The following is a 20,424-nucleotide window of genomic DNA, read 5'->3' on the forward strand; positions in this document are numbered from 1 at the left end:
AAACTATAAAAAACAGTAATAATGAAATTATAGGATAAATTTCGATCCCTACGATTCCCTCAAAATTATGTGATATGAATTTTAACATAGATTTAATTGTTTTTTAGTGCCGTTGTATTTGCTTTAATATCGGTGCCTAAACGCTGTAAATAAGCAATAAGAGCAACAATTTCCTTATTCTGAATATTGCTTGAACCATAATTTTTTACATATTCCGGATCTTGCCTTAAATTACCTTCAATTAATTTGGCCTGTTCCATTAATTTTTGTTTGGCACCGGTAATTTCAGCATCAGTATAAGGAACTCCCAATTTTACCAATCCCTTCATTTTATTTTCCAAATTTGAGGCGTTTATGTCGTTTTTGATTAACCAAGAATAACGAGGCATAATAGAGCCCGGTGACGTGGAACGAGGATCGGACATGTGGTTAAAGTGCCAGTTATCATTGTATTTCCCACCTATTCTATGAACATCGGGACCAGTTCTTCGTGAACCCCACAAAAAAGGAAAATCGTAAACAAACTCTCCCGCTTTAGAATATTCTCCATATCGTTCAACTTCTGAACGGAAAGGACGAATCATTTGAGAGTGACAATTATTACATCCTTCACGAATATAAATATCTCTTCCTTCCAATTCTAAAGGAGTATATGGTTTTACGCTTGCAATTGTTGGAACATTTGATTTCACCAACATTAAAGGCACCAATTCAACCAAACCTCCAATTAAAATGGCAACTGTTGTTAAAATAGTGAACAACACTGTTCTTCTTTCTAACCAGGTATGCCATCCTTCACCTGCAATTCTTTGTCCGCTAATCTTTTTCAACGGTGCAGCCTCAGCCAATTCATCTTCAACAGGCGAACCAGCCCTGGCTGTTTTTATTACATTAATTGCCAATAAAATAAAACCGGACAAATACAAAGTACCTCCAATTGCCCGCATTGCATACATTGGTAAAATTTGGGTAACAGTTTCTAAAAAATTACCATACACTAAAGTTCCATCCGGATTAAATTCTTTCCACATTAAAGCTTGTGTAAATCCTGCAATATATAATGGAATTGCATAAAATAAAATACCTATAGTACCTAACCAAAAATGTGTGTTGGCTAATTTTTTTGAATATAATGGCGTTTTCCAAAGTTTTTCAGCCAACCAATAAACAATACCCGCAGCCATAAATCCGTTCCAGGCTAAAGCACCAATATGTACGTGACCAACAATCCAGTCTGTATAATGGCCAATTGCATTTACATTTTTGAAAGATAACATTGGACCTTCAAAAGTTGCCATGCCATAACCTGTAATTGCAACTACGAAGAATTTTAAAACTGGATTTTCCCTAACTTTATCCCAAGCCCCACGTAATGTAAGCAATCCGTTAATCATACCTCCCCAAGACGGAAAAATCAACATTATAGAGAAAACAGTACCTAAGGTTTGTGCCCACTCAGGTAAAGCCGTATATAATAAATGATGGGGTCCTGCCCATATATACAAGAATATCAATGTCCAAAAGTGAATAATAGACAATCTGTAAGAATAAATTGGTCTGTTGGCCACTTTAGGTACAAAATAATACATCAAACCTAAAACCGGGGTTGTAAGAAAAAATGCAACAGCATTATGGCCGTACCACCACTGCATAAGCGCATCTTGAACTCCCGAATATACCGAGTAACTTTTAAACGCGGAAACAGGCATTTCTAAGTTGTTGAATATATAAAGAACAGCAATGGTGATTAAAGTAGCAATATAGAACCAAATGGCAACATATATATGGCGTTGTCGTCTTTTTAATATGGTTCCAATTAAGTTTATACCGAATACAACCCAAATTAAAACAACGGCAATATCAATTGGCCATTCCAGTTCAGCATATTCTTTAGATGAAGTTAATCCCAAAGGCAATGTAATTGCCGCAGCAACAATAATTGCCTGCCATCCCCAAAAATGAACCCTGCTTAAAACATCGTTAAACATTCTTGCTTTAAGCAATCTTTGGGTAGAATAATAAATTCCTAAAAAAATTGAATTGCCTACAAAAGCAAAAATTACCGCATTGGTATGCAAAGGTCTTAAACGACCATAGCTTAACCAGGAAATGGCGTTACCTGATCCCGAAAATTCCAATAAACCCGGGTATATAAAAAGCAGCGCCACAGTAAGCCCTACCAACATACCTACAATTCCCCAAAGAATTGTGGCCCAAAGAAACATTTTTACGATTTTATTGTCATAATAAAATTGTTCTTTTTCCATACTTGTTTGATTAATTAATTGTTAGTTATTTTTTATTGTTCTTGATTGATTTTTGATTCTTTTTTATCCTTTTTCTTAACATTAACCAATTCGTCATCAAACAACATGCGGACTGAAGGCGTATAGGTATCATCATACTGCCCAGACTTAACCGACTTGATAAATGCAAAGAAAAAAATTAAGGCAACAATAATGCTGACGCCTATTGTGATATAAAGTACTTCCATTTTTTTGGTTACTAAAATTTAAGCAATTGAATTAATAACAAATATAGCTTTTACTACAAAAATAAAAAAATGCTATTTGCCATGTAAACTTAAGGTTTTTTCTTTTTTTAATTACTCTATTTTAAATATTTTTTTGAAACTAAATTTGTCATAATGGTTACGAAAATCACAATACTTATTGAACTTAATGGCATTAAAATAGCTGCAACAATTGGGGTTAAAGCTCCTGTTAGTGCAAAATACATTCCTACTACATTATAACAAAACGCTAAAATGAAGCTTGTTTTAATAATTGTGATCGTTTTATCGGAAATGGTTAACAACTTGGGTAAATTTTTAAAAAATTTCGCGTCAAGAATACCATCACAAGCAGGTGAAAATACATTTACATTTTCAGAAATAACTATTCCAACATTACTTTGCGCCAAGGCACCTGCATCATTCAGTCCATCCCCGACCATCATTACTTTTTCTCCATTTTTTTGCAATTCTTTTATAAATTCCAATTTATCTTCAGGTTTCTGATTAAATTGAAAAATGGTGTTTTTAGGCAATAATTTTTCCAAATATATTTTTTCGCCATCATTATCACCAGATAGAATTACCAATTTATAGTTGGTAGAAAGTATTTCAAAAATGTGCTTTGTTCCTTCTCTGTAACTATTTTTAAAAATATAACTTCCTTTAAATTGATTATTTATTGCAATATGGATTGCAGTATCATTCATTTCAAAAGAAGGTGCACCAACAAAACTGGCCGATCCAAGTTTTATGCCCATTTCATTTATGATGCCATGAATGCCTTTACCAAGCAGCTCTTCAAAATGAGTTGGTTTATCCATTAAAGCTTCTTGTGGAATGTGATTATAAAGCGACCTGCTTAAAGGATGGTTGGAAGCTCTTAATACGCTTTTAACAGCCCTTATTTCATCTAAGTTCAGCGTTTCTCCCCTATATATTACATGAGATTTGTCAGTGGTAGTTATTGTCCCGGTTTTATCAAAAATTATGGTGTCAATTTTAGCGATTTTCTCAACTGTTTCCGCATTTTTTAAATAAAACTTATGATAGCCAAAAATTCTCAAAATATTACCGATTGCAAATGGAGCCGATAATGCCAATGCACAGGGACAAGCAATAATCAATACGGCCGTAACCACGTTAAATACCATGGACGGATTGTATATATACCAAAAAACAGCAGCAAAAACAGCGATGGCCAAAATAGCTATCGTGAAATATTTACTTAGGGTATCAGTTATATTTTTTATGCTGAGATCATCTGTTTTATTAAAAACATCATTGCTCCACAATTGCGTTAAATAACTTTGTGAAATGGTGCTTATCACTTCCATTTCTATGGCACCTGAGGTTTGCTTTCCTCCAGCAAAAATTTTATCACCTGATTGTTTGGTTACTGGCAACGACTCTCCCGTCACAAAACTATAATCAATGGCTGCATTGCCGTTGATTAAAATTCCGTCAACAGGAATTAACTCCTGATTCCTTATTAATAACCTATCACCTTTTTCAATATCTTCTACGGGAATATTTTTCTCAATTCCATCGGCTATTTTTGTAACTGCTATTGGAAAATATGATTTATAATCGCGCTCAAAGGACAAAAAGTTGTAGGTTTTTTGCTGAAAAAATTTCCCTAAAAGCAAAAAGAAAACCAATCCTGCCAAACTGTCAAAAAAACCTGAACCGGTATTTAAAATAATCTCCATGGAACTTCTAATAAACAAAACTGAAATTCCTAAAGCTATTGGCACATCAATGTTTAATATTTTATGCGAAAGTCCTTTATAGGCTGAAAAAAAATAATTTTTAGCAGAATAAAAAACCACAGGAATGGCCATAGCAAGTATTAACCACCTAAATAAATGTTTGTACTTTTCTAACCAAAACTCATTTGCAGAAAAATATTCCGGAAACGACAACAGCATAATGTTTCCAAAGCAGAAAGCGGCAATTGTTACCTGATAGATTAACGTTTTATCGACTTTGTTTTTTATGGTATCCGCATCATCCAAACTTATATAAGGCTCATACCCAATAGAAGTCATTAACTCAACAATTTGTTTTAAGCTGGTTGCATTATTTTTGAAAGTGATTCTTACTGTTTTTTTTGGAAAATTAACCATTGAAGTAGTTACCCCACTATTTAATTTGGTTAAATTCTCCAGGATCCAAATACAGGAACTGCAATGAATGCTTGGTATAAAAAATTCAACTACTGAAGTTTCCGTATCATTAAATTCCAGGAGTTTTTCAATGATACTTTCATTTTCGAGATAATTGTACTTCCCTTTTATGTCGGTTGGAATAGTTCCCGGGGCCGATTGCAAATCATAATAACAACCTAACTCGTTGCTGCTTAATATTTCATAAACTGTTTTACATCCATTGCAGCAAAATCGTTTTTCATCAAAAATTTTTGGACTCTTTCCACAGGATGCGCCGCAATGGTAACAATTATTTAAATCCATTCTAAATTCAGTTTCCTTGCAAAAATATTCATTAATTATTTCCTAGTTATGACATTTATCATTTATTTTTGTACCTTTGTAAATGTTACTACTTAACTAAATTATTTTTTTATGTCTAATTGTTCACAGTGTATTATGAAGCGTTTTAACCCGCTTAATACTTTAACGCATGATGAATTAGAAAGATTCTCAGATCACAAAACATCACTTATTATAAAAAAGGGTGAAAATCTAATGACTGAAGGTAATTCTATCAATGGTTTATATTGTATTCAGGATGGAAAGTGTAAATTGACTAAATTGAATACAAATGGTAAAGAACAAATTATAAAATTTATTAAAGGCGGTGATATTTTAGGACACCGTTCTATTTTAAGTGAAGAGCCTGTGGGATTAAACGCAACAGCATTGGAAGATATGCGCGTTTGTTTTATTCCTAAAGGTGACATTTTAGAATCTATCAAGGATAATCCCCAATTTTCTTTAAATTTAATAAAAAATATATCGCATCAATTGAGTCATGCGAATACCTCTATTTCACAAATGGCCCAAAAACCTGTTAAAGACAGATTAGCGGAAACTTTATTAAGTTTGGAAGAAATATTTGGTGTTGACAATGAAGATTATATTGACGTTATTTTAACAAGAGAAGAAATTGCAAACACCATTGGTACAGCTACTGAATCTGCCATAAGATTATTATCAAACCTTAAAAAAGACGGCGTGATTGATTTGCTTGGCAAGAAAATTAAGATTCTTAACAAAAATGCGCTTAAAAATATATCTGAAGGTTATTAATTGATTACCATTCATAAAAAAAGCCTTTTAGAAAAAATCTAAAAGGCTTTTTTTATGAATATATAATTATTTTTACTTTGCCATCATGGAAGCAGCAATACGCTTATAAATTCCGCTTTCCAATTTAGAACGAATCGCTGAAAAAGCTTCAATAGTTAATTTAACATCTTCTAAATTATGTGCTGAAGTTGGTATCAATCTCAAAATAATCAATCCTTTTGGGATTACGGGATATACAACAATTGAACAAAATATTCCATAATTTTCGCGTAAGTCATGTACCATGGCCATAGCTTCAGGAATATCACCTTCTAAAAATACAGGAGTTACACAAGTATTTGTTTTTCCAATATTAAATCCATGGTCTTTTAATCCATTTTGAAGCGCGTGAACATTTTCCCATAACTTTTCTTTAAGTTCCGGCATTGTTCTTAGCATATCTAAACGTTTTAATGCGCCAATAACCATAGGCATTGGTAAAGATTTGGCGAACATTTGTGAACGCATATTGTATTTTAAATACTGAATAATATCTTTATCTGCAGCAAAAAATGCTCCAAAACCGGCCATAGATTTAGCAAATGTTGCAAAATATACATCTATACCGTCTTGTACTCCTTGTTCAAAACCTGCACCCCTTCCGTCTTCTCCAAGTGTTCCAAATCCGTGAGCATCATCAACCAAAAATCTAAAATTATATTTTTCTTTTAATGCTACAATTTCTTTTAACTTTCCTTGCTCACCGCGCATTCCAAAAACACCTTCAGAGATAACGAGAATTCCGCCATTAGTTTCTTCAGCAATTTTTGTGGCTCTTTGTAAGTTTTTTTCTAAACTTTCTATATTGTTATGTTGAAAGGTAAATCTTTTTCCGGGATGCAATCTAACGCCATCTATAATACAGGCATGAGCATCCATATCGTATACGATAACATCGTTTTTGGTAACCAAAGCGTCAATAGCCGACACCATTCCCTGATAACCGAAATTCACCAAATATGCAGATTCTTTATGTTCAAATTCTGCCAATTCCCTTTCTAATTGTTCATGGTATTTTGTATGACCCGACATCATTCTTGCACCCATAGGGTAAGCCATACCATATTGCGCTGCAGCTTCAGCATCTGCTTTCCTGACTTCCGGATGGTTTGCCAATCCAAGGTAATCATTAATACTCCAGGTGATTACATTTTTTCCGTTGAAAGTCATTTTATTAGAGATATCACCTTCTAACTTTGGAAAAACATAATATCCTTCAGCTTGTTCAGCCCATTTTCCTAACGGACCTTTATCTTTTACTATTCTTTCAAATAAATCTTTCATTTTGTGTTTTTTTTTGATCAAACGTAATTTATACAATTACATTTATAAGGCGGACAAAGTACGTGATTTTTTTTCTGCTATTCAAATGTTTATTAAACAAAAAAAGGGTTTAAAAATTAAATTTTAAACCCCTTATTATATTTCATATATACGTTACTTTATATATTCAACTACCTCATGGGCTTGTTTTTGTGTATCAAAAAAACCTTGTTCTTTCATCCATTCATCGCTATAAATTTTTTCCATATAACGTGAACCATGATCTGGTAAAATTAATACCACTTTAGAATTTTCATCAAACATTCCCTGCTCTGCATATTGAATAGCTGCCTGCATTACGGCTCCACTTGTATATCCAGTAAATAAACCTTCAGTTAAGGTAAGCTCTCTGGCTCTATGCGCCGCAGCCTCATCGGTCACTTTTTCGAAAACATCAATTGAATCAAAATCAGTTGCAGTAGGAATTAAATTTTTTCCTAAACCTTCAATTCTGTATGGATAAATTTCATTTTTATCGAACTCACCTGTTTCGTGAAATTTCTTTAAAATTGATCCGAATGCATCAACGCCTAATGTTTTAATTTTAGGATTTTGTTCTTTCAAATATTTAGAAACACCTGAAATTGTACCTCCAGTACCACTTGCAGCAACTAAATGTGTAATTTCTCCATTGGTTTGTTTCCAAATTTCAGGACCAGTTGAACTATAGTGCGCATCAACATTTAATTTGTTAAAATATTGGTTGATGTAAACTGAATTTGCCGTTTCTGAATGCAGCCTTTTAGCAACCTGGTAATACGAACGGGGATCGTCCGCATCAACATGCGCCGGACAAACATAAACTTTAGCGCCCATTGCTTTAAGCATGTTTATTTTTCCTGCTGAAGCCTTTGAGCTAACTGCCAGTATACAATTATAGCCTTTTATGATACTTACCATAGCAAGACTAAATCCTGTATTTCCTGAGGTTGTTTCAATTATTGTACTACCTTCTTTTAGCAATCCCTGCTTCTCAGCTTCTTCAATAATATGCACTGCAATCCTGTCTTTCATAGAATGTCCAGGATTAAATCCTTCATACTTTACATAAAAAGTGCCGGGAAGATTTTTAGTTATTTTGTTTAACTTAATTAAGGGAGTGTTACCAATTAGGTCTAATATATTGTTACTTATACCTATATTTTGTGTCATTTTTTAAAATTTAATTCAGATATAATATTTTCAAATACGAATTTATGAATAATAATCTAATGTGCAAATTTAATAATTTTTTTTAAATTTTTGTTCTTCCTTCCAAATCAATCACAAAACTATAGTCTCTTGCCGTTTCTTTTAGTGAATCAAATCTTCCTGAAGCCCCACCATGACCCGCTTCCATGTCAATATGCATTAATAAAATATTTTTATCAATTTTTAATTCCCGCAGCTTGGCAACCCATTTGGCAGGCTCAAAATATTGAACCTGAGAATCATGTAAACCCGTTGTAACCAACATATTTGGATATTTTTGCACAGAAACATTGTCGTAAGGCGAATATGATTTCATATAATCATAATATGTTTTTTTATTCGGATTTCCCCATTCATCATATTCTCCGGTAGTTAATGGTATGCTATCATCTAACATTGTTGTCACAATATCAACAAACGGGACAGCAGCAACGACCCCATTAAACAATTCGGGATCCATATTAATTACAGTTCCCACCAATAAACCTCCGGCAGAACCTCCGCTTGCATATAAATGTGCACTTGAAGTATATTCTTTTTCAATTAAAAATTTTGCGCAATCAATAAAATCTGTGAAGGTGTTTTTTTTATGCAATAATTTTCCTTTTTCATACCATTTGCGTCCTAAAAATTCACTGCCCCGTACGTGAGCAATTGCAAAAACAAAGCCTCTATCCAGCAAACTTAAACGGGTTGTGCTAAAGCCGGCATCAATAGAATGTCCATAAGAACCATATCCATACAATAAAAATGGCGTGTCTTTGGCCAATTGCGTATTTTTATGATGCACCAATGATATTGGAATTTGTGTTCCATCTTGGGCTGTTGCCCATAAACGTTCACTTTGGTAATTGTTTTTATCAAACTTTCCTCCCAAAACTTCCTGTTCTTTTTTTATTTCTTTTGTTTTGGAAACTACATCAAAATCTATGACTGAACTGGGAGTTGTCATCGAATTATAGCCATAACGTATTATGGTGGTATCAAATTCAGGGTTGTTATAAACACCTGCGGAATAAGTTTCTTCCTCAAAAGGAAGGTAAAAATCTTCCGTTTGGTCCCAACGAATAATTCTGATTTTATTCAATCCATTTGAACGCTCTTCAACCACCAAGAAATCTTTAAATATTGAAATATCTTCCAACAAAACATCTTCTCTGTGTGGTAATACTTCCACCCAATTTTCTTTTGAAGTCTCCTTTTCAGAAGTTTTCATTAGTTTAAAATTGGTAGCTTTGTCCTTATTGGTAAGTATGTAAAAATCTTCGTTGTAATGCGCGATGTCATATTCAAGATTTCGCTCCCTTGGCTGAAATATTTTGAATTCTCCGGTTGGATTATCGGCTTCCAACATTCGATATTCTGATGAAACTGTGCTGTAAGAACCAATAATAATATATTTTTCAGATTTTGTTCTGTAAACAAATGTATTAAAAGCACTGTTTTTTTCTGAATAAACTTCAATATCTTCAGAAGAATCTGTACCTAAAACATGACGAAATATTTTTTCACTTCGCAATGTCTTTGGATTTTGACGCGTATAAAAAACTGTTTTATTATCATTCGCCCATGATGCACTTCCTGTGGTGTTTTCAATTTTTTCAGGAAAAAACTCGCCAGTTTCCAAGTTTTTAAATTGCAATGTATACTGCCTTCTCCCTACAGCATCTACACCAAAAACGGCCAATTCGTTATTTCGGCTAATAGACAAACCTGATAATTTAAAATAAGAGAATCCTTTTCCAAGTTCATTCACATCGAATAAAATTTGCTCCTGTGATTCTAAACTTTCCTTTTTACGAGAATATATTGGGTATTGGCTTCCTTTTTCAAATCGGGTAATGTAGTAATAGTTGTTTTTTTTATAAGGTACTGACTCATCATCTTCCTTAATTCGGGATTTCATTTCCAGAAATAAATCTTCCTGAAATTGCTTTGTATGAGCTGTTTTGGCTTCATAATAGGCGTTTTCACTATTTAAATAATCGATAACCTCTGGGTTTTCCCGATCATTTAACCAATAATAATTGTCAATTCTTACGTCCCCATGAATTTCCAGCTTTTTTGCTATCTTTTTTGCTTCTGGAGGCATTATCCTGTTCTTCGTCATCTAAATAATTTCAATAATTTGCAAAAATAATCATTTTGAGCGGGTTACAGATGCAATTGCGCTAAAATGTTTTTGATGATAGACGATAAGAAACAAATGTTACTTGGAATAATAGTTCTTTTTTAACGGATTTTATTCATTGAAAAACGCATCAGTGAATCCTATTAAATATACCTTTTCCTGGGCTCTTGTTACTGCAGTGTACAGCCATCTCAAATACTCTATATTCTGGCCATCGGGCAAATAAGGCTGTTCGATAAAAACCGTTTTCCATTGTCCGCCCTGTGATTTATGACAGGTAACCGCATAAGCGAATTTAATTTGAAGCGCATTGAAGAAGCTGCTGTTTTTAATAGCCAACAACTGTTTGTATTTTGATTTTTCCTGGGCAAAATCCTTGGCAACTTCATGGTATAACCGATTTGACTCTTCATAGGAAAGCGAAGGCGATTCAGAAGTAAGCGTGTCCAGTAACAATACTGTTTCAAATGGTTTTTGATTGGGATAATCAATCATTCTGATTTTTACTTCTGCAAATCTGAAACCGTACAATTCTTTAGTGCTGAAAATCTCTAATATTTCACAAATATCTCCGTTGGCAATAAAACCGGCTTCGCTGGTTTCTTCCAACCAAAAATAATTATTTTTAACAACCATAATATAATCGCCTGTCGAAATTTCATTTTCCTGTCCGCGAATTTTACTTCTAATTTGCTGGTTGTATTGGTTAGCACGTTTATTTGAACGCACAATAAAAGTGGTATCCTCCACACCAATATTTGTGTATGCGGTATTAATCGCATCTTCAATATCATAGCCATCAATTAACCGGATTAAATCAGGATACCCCAATTGAAACTGGAAATCATTAAATCCTGCATTTGCTAAAATTAACCGCAATTCCGTAGCATTCACCAAAATTCCCGAATCGGCATGTTGGCGCATTACTTCACTTAATTCAATTTCTATAACTTCTTTTTGGTAATTTACAGAAAGCTTTTCGGCATCTAAAGCCGGACTAATCGATAATTTAACAGGGGGCAATTGGGCTGTATCGCCTATTAAAACCAATTTACAATGTACTCCGGAATATACATAAGAAATTAAATCATCTAATAATGAGCCCGCCTCAAATAATTTCGCACCTATTGGCGCATCGGAAATCATAGAAGCTTCATCAACAAAAAATATTGTGTTTGAATGCTTATTGGTTTGCAGGGTAAAATCAACACCTCCCGATTTATTTTTTTTAGGATAATAAATTTTTTTGTGAATTGTAAATGCCTGTTTGTTCGAATAACCCGAAATAACTTTGGCTGCTCTTCCTGTCGGAGCCAGCAATACAGACTTTTTGCCAATGCGCCATAAATTATTCACAACGGTGCTAATGGTCGTTGTTTTTCCTGTTCCGGCATAACCTTTAATAATAAATAAGGCATTATTATTGGTGTCAAGAATAAAATCTGTTAGTTTTGTAAGTAATAAATCTTGAGAATTTGTGGGTTCAAAAGGAAACTTTTCAACCAGATTAACATAAAATTCCTGCGCTGCTTTTGTCATATTCTAAATAAAAATCAAATATACAAATTGATTTATGCATAAAAATTTTTCTCATTAAAAAAAATTTGTAGATTTGCGTACACACTTTAAAAAAAAAATATTCAGATGATAACAGTTTTGATTATACTAATTGGTATTGTAGTTACCGCTTTTTTAGCTTATGCTATTGTAAATTATATTCCTAGAAAATGGCACTGGATACTTTCAGTAGGATTAGTTCTTATTTCAATTTTTTTAGTTTATCAAATTAATTTTGAAATCACAAAACCTATAAAATTCAATTCAGAAAAAAGAGCCAAGTATGCTAAAGTAATCAATAATTTAAAAATTATTCGTGATGCCGAAGTTGCCTATAAAAAAGTTACAGGAAATTACACTACTGACGGAGAGAGCCTTATCAGTTTTATTGATACTGCGAAATTCGCTTTAACCCAAACCCGATACGTCCCAAAAACTATTGCGCTTGGTGGAGGGATCACAAAGGAAATTGAAGAAAGAGTTGTGGATACCATTGGTTTTGAAGATGTAAAGAATTCTTTTGCTGGTAAAGATTATAAAAACATGATGAAAATCCCTGATACCGATCAAAACTTTAAAATTGAGGTTGGTGAGGTTGAGAAAATTGTCGGCTTAAAAGCTCCAGTATTTGAAGTAAAAGTAGATAAGTCTTTTATTTTGAAAGGAATGGATGAAAATCTTGTAAAACAAGAAAAAGAAGCTATTGGCGGTGAAGAAATTAGAGGGGAATTTATTAGAGTAGGCTCATTAACCGATGTTAGCGAGGACGGCAACTGGCCTCCATATTATGATAAAGGAGATAAAAAAGATACAGAATAACAATATAGATTCTTTAAATCTAGAGGATAACTATTTATCCATCCAACTTAGTTTGGATGGATTTTCTTTTTGCGTTTATAACAAAATACAAGATGAAGTTGGGGTTTTCGCTGTTTATAAATTTGAGAATAGCACTGGTTGTCCCTTTAAACAATTAGCGTGTGTTAAAGAATTATTTGTCCGGGAAAAATTACTTCAGCATCAATATAAGTCTGTATTTGTTACCCATTTTAACAATTTAGTTGCCCAAGTACCACAACCACTTTTTAACAAAAATTGCTTGACGAATTATTTACAATACACGGTTAAAGTGTTGGAAAATGATTTTATTGCCTATGATGAACTCAGTAATTCAGAAATAATAAATGTGTATATTCCGTTTGTAAATATCAATAATTTTTTACTTGATATTTATGAAACATTTGTTTACAAGCACTCCTCAACAGTTTTGATTGAAAATTTATTGAACCAATATAAAAATTTGGAAGGCACTTTTTGCTTTGTAAATGTCACTGGTCACCATTTTGAAATTATTGTCATCAAAAATAAAAAATTAGCATTGTTTAATTTTTTTAGCTTTAGCACCAAAGAAGATTTTATTTATTATATTCTTTTTACCGCTGAACAGTTAAATTTAAATCCGGAAGAATTTGAATTAATCCTTATGGGTGATATAGAAAAGGAATCTGAGCTTTATGCCATCGTTTATCAATACATCAGAAATATAAAGTTTTATATACCTAACAACGACGATTTGAAATTAAATGAAATCTCTTCCCTCTCACATTTTACCTTATTAAATCAATTTAAATAAATGCGCATTATTTCTGGAATACATAAAAGCAAACGCATACAAGCCCCTAAAAATTTACCTGTCAGACCAACAACTGATATGGCCAAGGAGGCATTGTTTAATATTCTCAATAATTCTTATTATTTTAATGACATCGCGGTTCTGGATTTATTTTCCGGAACAGGAAATATAAGCTATGAATTTGGCTCAAGAGGTACCGAAAATATCACGGCTGTTGATGCGCATTCCGGATGTATTCAATTTATCAACACTACTGCAAAAGCGCTGGATTTATCAATTACCGTCATTAAAAGTGATGTTTTTAAATATTTGGAAAAGGCCAATGCTAAATTTGATGTTATTTTCGCTGATGCGCCATACGAGTTTGAACTTGAATTGTTTGAAAAAATTGTAGCGCTGGTATTCGAAAATAATTTATTGAATGAAGAAGGTGTTTTGGTAATTGAGCACTCCAAACAAACCGATTTTAAAAACCACACACGCTTAAGTTACCAAAAAAAATACGGAGGAAACATGTTCAGTTTCTTTGAAAATAATGAAATTTCCTAAAATAAGGATTCAATGATTTGTTTTTCGCTGATTCCTTCAGCTTCTGCTTTGTAATTTCGCACAATTCGATGGCGCAATATAGCATAAGCCACTGCCTGAACATCTTCAATATCGGGGGAATATTTCTCATTTATCGCAGCATTTGCTTTGGCGCCTAAAATTAAGAATTGAGACGCTCTAGGACCCGCACCCCAATCAATGTAGTCATTTACCATTTTGGTTGAATAATCGGTATTAGGGCGTGTTTTAGACGCCAATTTCACTGCATACTCAATCACATTGTCAGCCACGGGAATTCGTCTTATCAACCGCTGAAAATTTACTATTTCTTCGGCAGAAAGAATTGTATTAACTACTTTTTTCACATCGTTGGTGGTGCTTTTAACCACTTCAACTTCTTCCTTAAAACTTGGATAATCTAAATTTATGGAAAACATAAACCTATCTAATTGGGCTTCCGGCAAAGGGTAAGTTCCCTCCTGCTCAATTGGATTTTGGGTAGCCAATACAAAAAAAGGATTTGCCAATTTATGTTGATGTCCAGAAATCGTCACTGAACGCTCCTGCATTGCTTCCAATAAAGCTGCTTGCGTTTTTGGCGGTGTCCGGTTAATTTCATCGGCTAAAATAATATTGCTGAATATAGGTCCTTTTAAAAACTTAAAATGCGTTGTTTCATCCAAAATCTCACTTCCTAAAATATCGGAAGGCATTAAATCGGGCGTAAACTGGATGCGTTTAAAATCGAGTCCCAACGTTTCTGAAATTGTCTGTACCATTAACGTTTTAGCCAATCCGGGAACACCAATCAGCAAAGAATGGCCACTGCATAAGATAGAAATTAAAATATGGTTTACGGCTTCATTTTGCCCAATAATTACCTTCCCAATTTCTTGTTTAAGCGAATGATGCTTTTCAACCAATTCCTTTAATGCAGCAACATCTGACATATTATTCCTTTTTCCAGTTATTTTTGAAATTACAAGCTTTATAATCGTCGTTTATTTTAATGTAAGTATCCTTAATTTTGTCCTTTGCCCATTTTTCAACAGTTTCTTCTTGCTTTTTTTGTAAGGTTAATTGTTGAATTTTTTCGTAATCTTTAGTGAAATTGGCGGTATGTGCATCCTCTTTGCTTTTCACTAAAATTATTTTATGCATTTTAGATTCTGCCCTAACTTCATCATAAAATGGTTCTGTAATTTCACTCGCTTTTAAATTGCTAATTTTATTATAAAGATTTGGATCCATACGTGTTAAATCAAAACGCGTATCATTTGTTTGTGGATTCAACAGCAAGCCGTTATTATTTTTTGTTTCTTTATCTTCAGAATATTTTACCACCGCTTCTTCAAAGGTAATTTCCCCATTAAGTATTTGTTCCCTAATTTTTACCAGTTCATTATATGAAACATCCAACTCAGCCTTGCTTATTACTGGCTGAATTAAAATATGGCGAACATCGCGTTCCTGTCCTTTAATTTTTTCTACCAAAATGATATGAAATCCAAATCCCGATTCAAATGGTTCAGAAACCTCTCCTTCATCCAAAGTAAAAGCCACTTCTTTAAACTCTTTTATAAATCCGCTTTCTCTTGTAATGGTATATAACCCCGCAGCTCCCGGTCCAGTTCCAGAAACGGCAGGATCATCAGAGTTAATTATTGCTTTTAATCTAAAACTGAAACCGCTTTCGATTTCAGCTTTAATTTCTTTTAATTTTTCAATAACACGATTGGTTTCTTCTTCAGAAGGCTTTATATATTTCACAATTTGAGCCAATTCAATTTCGGCACTAAATTCAGGCAAATTGCCATCCTTTTCAAGATTTTTAAAATAAGTTCTAACCTCTTCGGGAGTCACATCAATTTTTTCGGTAATACTCGCTCTTTCCTTTTGAATAAGAAGCTGCTCTTTTTGGATTTCGTACAATTCTTTTCTTAAATCTTCCTCATCATTAAATCCATACATTTTTACCACTTTTTCCATGGTTCCCAATTGTTGGGTAAAATAAGAAATATTGCGTTCAACCTCTGTATTTATTTCTGCATCTGAAGCCACTATACTGTCAACCACCGCATGATGTGCAATCAGTTTTTGAGTCATAATTTCTTCAAGAATTTCACAATCGGTGATGTCTAATTTACCTTCAACACGCAATTGCAACTCTTTTTTGAATTTATCAATATCTGAATCCAGTACTATATTTTTCCCAACTACAACCGCAACTCCATCTATTTTTATTCGCTCTTGTGCACTTATTACAGTAATAAATAACAGTAATGCCATTACAATTGTATTTTGTTTCATCCTAATATATTTCAAATTGTTGTTTTTTAGTTGCATCGTTAATTAATGTTTCTTCAATATTTTTTAATAATAATAATTTGCGTTGATGTAAAATCATTTGCTTAACCGTAGGCGTAATATAGCTTTTTGGTGCAATTTCATTACTTTGCAACACCTGTTTTATAGTGGCCAAATATAAGCTTAATGAATCTTCTTTTTGAATAAAATTATCTTTTTTTAACAACTGATTCTTGTCTTCCGTTTTAAAAATCGGAATTTCATTTATTAAATCATTGTATTTAATCCAAATTGAATCGTTTAAATGATGTGATTGTAAAAAAATCACCTTTTTCTTTAAATTCTCAAAATCTGATTTATTGGTTGATTTAAATAGTTTTATAAGTTCCTTTTTATTTAAAACATCCTTCCCAATTTTTATATACTTAAATTTAATTAATTCTTCGTTAAGCCTAAAAAGTTCATTGTTATTTAAATAAAATTGATCAATGTCATCATCAGTAATTTCAGTATCTAAATATTGTTTTACAACTGCTTCTTTGTATGAATTTATAAACAAATCTTCACGATATTTTTTCACAAGATCTTCAAACTCTCCTGTTTTATTCTCTAAATTCAATTGGGCTTTTGACAATAATAGTTGTTGTTTAATCCAACTGTTGATGTAATTGTTTACTAGTGTTATACTATCTTCCTTTGCAATGTCTTTTGCAAAAACAGCCATTAAATCATCTTTGTACAAATAGGTATCATTCACCCTTGCAACAGCCTCGCGGGTATCTTTTTTAAACGTAAAATAATTACATGATTGTAAAAAAATAAGTGGCAATAAAAATAAATAGACTAATCTCATAAAAATTTTATGCTTTAATTTTAAGGGTTCTGCGGTTCATCACTCATGAAAAAAGATTTTTTTTTAAAAAGACAGCTTAAATTTAACAAAATCAGTGCAATTTATTTTTTATTTTTGTTAAGTGATGTTAAAGGAATCACAAAGAAATAATCCCTTCAATTTTTTCGGCTTCTTTATAAATAAAAATAATGTCATCAGCTTCTTTCATAATCACATGAATGGAAACACTGGTGAATTTTCCTGTTTTTGAAGAAGTTTTAGTAATTACAGCTCCTTTAAAATCAAATAAATCTTCCACTTGTTTTATTTTTTCTTCGTGACTTGAAACAATAAATTTAAAAAGGTATTCTGAAGGAAAAATATTGCTCTCATCTAATTTTTTCTTTAACTTTTCGTAAAATTCTGCTCTATTATCCATATTTTTTTTTAAATATTAAGGTAAACAATTATAATACCATTTTATGAGTGTTAATATTTAGCTGACAAAATTACATGATTATTTTTAGTATAATTTAACGAATACCTTATTTTTGCAGAATGCAAACTAAAATTGTAATAACCGGCGGCCCCGGAACCGGCAAATCTACCGTAATAAAAGAATTGGCTAAACGCAATTTTATGTGTATGCCTGAAATTTCGAGAGATATTACTCAAAATGCCCGACAGAATGGCACAGAACAACTATTTTTAACAAAACCCTTATTGTTTAGTGAATTATTACTGGAAGGTCGCATAAATCAATATCTCGAAGCAGAAAAAAAGAATAGCGCCTTGGTTTTTTTCGACAGAGGTATTCCGGATGTGCATGCTTATATGAATTATATCAGTATCGATTACCCTAAAAAATATATCAATACCAGTAATTTTTACCGTTACAATTATGTTTTTTTAATGGCTCCCTGGGAAGAAATTTATATTACAGACAATGAGCGCTACGAAAATTTTGAACAGGCATTGGCTATTCATAACCATCTTGAAAAAACTTATATCGCATTAAATTATTCGATTATTGCTGTTCCAACCGGTACCATTGAAGAAAGAACCGATTTTATTTTGAACGCCATAAAATAATGGACACACCACTTGAAATACTTAAAAAATACTGGGGGTACGGCCAATTTATAGGTCCGCAAGAGGAAATTATAGCTGCCGTATTAAAAGGTGAAAATACCATTGTATTGTTGCCAACCAGCGGCGGAAAATCGATTTGCTATCAGGTTCCCGGATTAATTTTAGAAGGTGTTTGCATTGTAGTTTCTCCACTTATCGCTTTAATTCACGATCAGGTTAATTATTTAAAGGAAAAAAACATTAAAGCCATTGCGTTAACTTCCCAACTTTCACAGGATGAGATTATTATTGCATTTGATAACTTACAGTTTGGTGGTTTTAATTTTTTATACATATCACCTGAAAAACTACAATCAAGTTTTATTCAGGAAAAAATTAAACAATTAAACGTTTCCCTTATTGCCATTGACGAAGCACATTGCATTTCTGAATGGGGACACGATTTCAGACCTTCTTATTTAAAATTAAACCTGCTGAAAGAATTGAAACCAGAAGCTATTTTTATTGCACTAACCGCAACGGCCACTCAACGGGTTTTGGAAGATATTCAAAATAACTTAGGATTAAAAGAAGCCAAGATCATTAAAAAATCATTTAAAAGAGAAAATTTATTTTATCACGTTCGCATTACAGAGGATATTTATGGCAAACTGCTTCAAATTTTAGGCAAAATAAACGCTTCAATTATTATTTACACCAACAACCGAAAACAAACCAAGGAAGTCTGCAATTTTTTATTAAAAAATAATTTTAAAAGCAGTTTTTATCACGGCGGATTGTCCAATGCCGAAAAAAATGAAGCCTATACCAATTGGATGAGTGACATAACTCCTATCATGGTTGCTACAAATGCTTTTGGAATGGGTATTAATAAATTGAATGTGAGGGCTGTTATTCATATCAACATACCAAACAGTCTTGAAAATTACATTCAGGAAGCAGGAAGAGCCGGAAGAGACGGAAAAACATCTTATGCCATAATTTTGGCTAATAAAACAACACTTTATGATGCGTCAGCAAAATTTGAAGCCAATACCGCAACCACCAAAACCGTAAAACTGGTTTATCAGCACTTAAATCAGTATTATGCCATTTCCATAGGTGAATTGCCAACGCAATCATTCAACTTTTCATTGCAGGAATTTTGCGCAACCTATAACTTAAACTTACTGTTAACGTACAATGCCATCAAGGTTTTAGAAAGGGAAAATATGCTGTTTCTTGATGAAAATTATAACAAAAAATCTACACTGAAATTTTTGGTCAACAACAATCAAATTTTCGATTATTTAAGCAATCATCCTTCAACAAATGACCTCATAAAACTTATTTTGAGAAGTTATGGCGGCATTTTTGAACATTACACCATCATTAATGAATACAAGCTGTCCAAAAAATTAAATTGCTCAAAAAATGAAGTGGTTAGGCAACTTAAAGAATTGCATAGCAATAACATCATCAATTACAGTTATGAAAACACCTCCTCCAGACTGTCATTTTTAGTGGCGAGAGACGATAATTATTCCATCAACCGTATTTCAAGAAATATTGAGCAACAAAACAATTTAAAATTTGAAAAGTTAAAAGCGGTTATTTCCTATATTGAAAACACAAAAACTTGCAGAACCCTTCAGTTTCTCTCCTATTTTAATGAATATGTAACGGAGGCTTGCGGTACTTGTGACAATTGTTTGGCGAAAAAAGCAAAAAACAATTCAATACAAACCATTTTAGACCAAATCCTTGAATTGCTAAAAGATCGTGTGCTTTCCTCTCAAGAATTGGTTGTATTGTTAGATTATTCAGAAACTGAAATTTTAAATTCATTAAAAATACTCTTAGAAAAAAATAAAATAACGATAACTTCGCAAAATAAATTTAAACGCACTTTTTAATGAGAGATTTACGCATTGTATTTATGGGAACTCCAGATTTTGCCGTTGCGACCTTAGACGCACTTATAAAAGCAAAATTCAACGTGGTTGG

General features: G+C 32.7%; 17 protein-coding genes. 6 read left to right on the forward strand and 11 right to left on the reverse strand.

Features of this window, described 5'->3' with window-relative positions; all coding sequences use genetic code 11:
* Positions 1-92: 92 nt before the first annotated feature.
* From ccoN to ABY285_RS07435, 3 genes are all read right to left on the reverse strand, one after another.
* Positions 93-2,267, reverse strand: coding sequence for a cytochrome-c oxidase, cbb3-type subunit I (gene ccoN, locus ABY285_RS07425; RefSeq protein ID WP_372768610.1), 2,175 nt, complete (start codon positions 2,265-2,267; stop codon positions 93-95).
* A 32-nt stretch (positions 2,268-2,299) separates the two neighbouring features.
* Positions 2,300-2,494: a cbb3-type cytochrome oxidase assembly protein CcoS gene (gene ccoS, locus ABY285_RS07430; protein ID WP_372768612.1), complete on the reverse strand. Its 195-nt coding sequence runs from the start codon at positions 2,492-2,494 to the stop codon at positions 2,300-2,302.
* A 116-nt stretch (positions 2,495-2,610) separates the two neighbouring features.
* On the reverse strand, positions 2,611-4,986 hold the full coding sequence (locus ABY285_RS07435; RefSeq protein WP_372768614.1) for a heavy metal translocating P-type ATPase: 2,376 nt from the start codon (positions 4,984-4,986) through the stop codon (positions 2,611-2,613).
* A 135-nt stretch (positions 4,987-5,121) separates the two neighbouring features.
* On the opposite strand from ABY285_RS07435, the gene ABY285_RS07440 reads away from it, so the two are divergent.
* Positions 5,122-5,784, forward strand: coding sequence for a Crp/Fnr family transcriptional regulator (locus tag ABY285_RS07440; protein WP_372768617.1), 663 nt, complete (start codon positions 5,122-5,124; stop codon positions 5,782-5,784).
* Positions 5,785-5,856: 72 nt separating this feature from the next.
* On the opposite strand, the gene ABY285_RS07445 is transcribed toward ABY285_RS07440, so the two are convergent.
* The 4 genes from ABY285_RS07445 to ABY285_RS07460 form a co-directional block, all read right to left on the reverse strand.
* Positions 5,857-7,107: an aminotransferase class I/II-fold pyridoxal phosphate-dependent enzyme gene (locus tag ABY285_RS07445; RefSeq protein WP_372768619.1), complete on the reverse strand. Its 1,251-nt coding sequence runs from the start codon at positions 7,105-7,107 to the stop codon at positions 5,857-5,859.
* 153 nt (positions 7,108-7,260) lie between these two features.
* Positions 7,261-8,298, reverse strand: coding sequence for a PLP-dependent cysteine synthase family protein (locus tag ABY285_RS07450; RefSeq protein WP_372768621.1), 1,038 nt, complete (start codon positions 8,296-8,298; stop codon positions 7,261-7,263).
* 82 nt (positions 8,299-8,380) lie between these two features.
* Positions 8,381-10,447, reverse strand: a complete 2,067-nt coding sequence (locus ABY285_RS07455) for a S9 family peptidase (RefSeq protein ID WP_372768623.1) — start codon at positions 10,445-10,447, stop codon at positions 8,381-8,383.
* Between the two features lie 132 nt (positions 10,448-10,579).
* A complete protein-coding gene (locus ABY285_RS07460) occupies positions 10,580-12,007 on the reverse strand; it encodes an ATP-dependent RecD-like DNA helicase (RefSeq protein WP_372768625.1) in 1,428 nt (475 codons plus the stop codon).
* Positions 12,008-12,112: 105 nt separating this feature from the next.
* On the opposite strand from ABY285_RS07460, the gene ABY285_RS07465 reads away from it, so the two are divergent.
* Genes ABY285_RS07465 through ABY285_RS07475 form a run of 3 tightly spaced genes read left to right on the forward strand, consistent with a single transcriptional unit; the run spans position 12,113 to position 14,207 of the window.
* Positions 12,113-12,844 (forward strand): hypothetical protein, encoded by a 732-nt coding sequence (locus ABY285_RS07465; RefSeq protein ID WP_372768627.1) that lies wholly within the window; start codon positions 12,113-12,115, stop codon positions 12,842-12,844.
* Complete coding sequence (locus ABY285_RS07470) at positions 12,813-13,658, forward strand: DUF3822 family protein (protein ID WP_372768629.1); 846 nt, start codon at positions 12,813-12,815, stop codon at positions 13,656-13,658. Before ABY285_RS07465 ends, ABY285_RS07470 begins: the two co-directional genes overlap by 32 nt.
* Positions 13,659-14,207 carry an RsmD family RNA methyltransferase gene (locus ABY285_RS07475; RefSeq protein ID WP_372768631.1) on the forward strand — a complete coding sequence of 183 codons (549 nt, stop codon included), beginning with the start codon at positions 13,659-13,661 and terminating at the stop codon, positions 14,205-14,207. It abuts the gene before it with no gap.
* On the opposite strand, the gene ABY285_RS07480 is transcribed toward ABY285_RS07475, so the two are convergent.
* The 4 genes from ABY285_RS07480 to ABY285_RS07495 all read right to left on the reverse strand — a co-directional run bounded on the left by ABY285_RS07480 (position 14,204) and on the right by ABY285_RS07495 (position 17,785).
* Positions 14,204-15,157, reverse strand: coding sequence for an AAA family ATPase (locus tag ABY285_RS07480; RefSeq protein WP_372768633.1), 954 nt, complete (start codon positions 15,155-15,157; stop codon positions 14,204-14,206). The genes ABY285_RS07475 and ABY285_RS07480 overlap by 4 nt on opposite strands.
* A 1-nt stretch (position 15,158) precedes the next feature.
* A complete protein-coding gene (locus tag ABY285_RS07485) occupies positions 15,159-16,496 on the reverse strand; it encodes a peptidylprolyl isomerase (protein WP_372768635.1) in 1,338 nt (445 codons plus the stop codon).
* A 22-nt stretch (positions 16,497-16,518) separates the two neighbouring features.
* Entirely contained in the window at positions 16,519-17,367 is an 849-nt protein-coding gene (locus ABY285_RS07490) for a peptidyl-prolyl cis-trans isomerase (protein WP_372768637.1), read from the reverse strand.
* A gap of 136 nt (positions 17,368-17,503) precedes the next feature.
* On the reverse strand, positions 17,504-17,785 hold the full coding sequence (locus ABY285_RS07495; protein WP_372768639.1) for a DUF493 family protein: 282 nt from the start codon (positions 17,783-17,785) through the stop codon (positions 17,504-17,506).
* 119 nt (positions 17,786-17,904) lie between these two features.
* Here ABY285_RS07495 and ABY285_RS07500 point away from each other — a divergent pair, with 119 nt between their 5' ends.
* Both ABY285_RS07500 and ABY285_RS07505 read left to right on the forward strand, forming a co-directional pair.
* Positions 17,905-18,438: an AAA family ATPase gene (locus tag ABY285_RS07500; protein ID WP_372768641.1), complete on the forward strand. Its 534-nt coding sequence runs from the start codon at positions 17,905-17,907 to the stop codon at positions 18,436-18,438.
* Positions 18,438-20,333 (forward strand): ATP-dependent DNA helicase RecQ, encoded by a 1,896-nt coding sequence (locus ABY285_RS07505; protein WP_372768643.1) that lies wholly within the window; start codon positions 18,438-18,440, stop codon positions 20,331-20,333. The genes ABY285_RS07500 and ABY285_RS07505 overlap by 1 nt, the downstream gene beginning before the upstream one ends.
* Positions 20,334-20,424 lie beyond the last annotated feature (91 nt).

It is taken from the genome of Lutibacter sp. (assembly GCF_041555395.1).
In the GTDB taxonomy this organism is placed as follows: domain Bacteria; phylum Bacteroidota; class Bacteroidia; order Flavobacteriales; family Flavobacteriaceae; genus Lutibacter.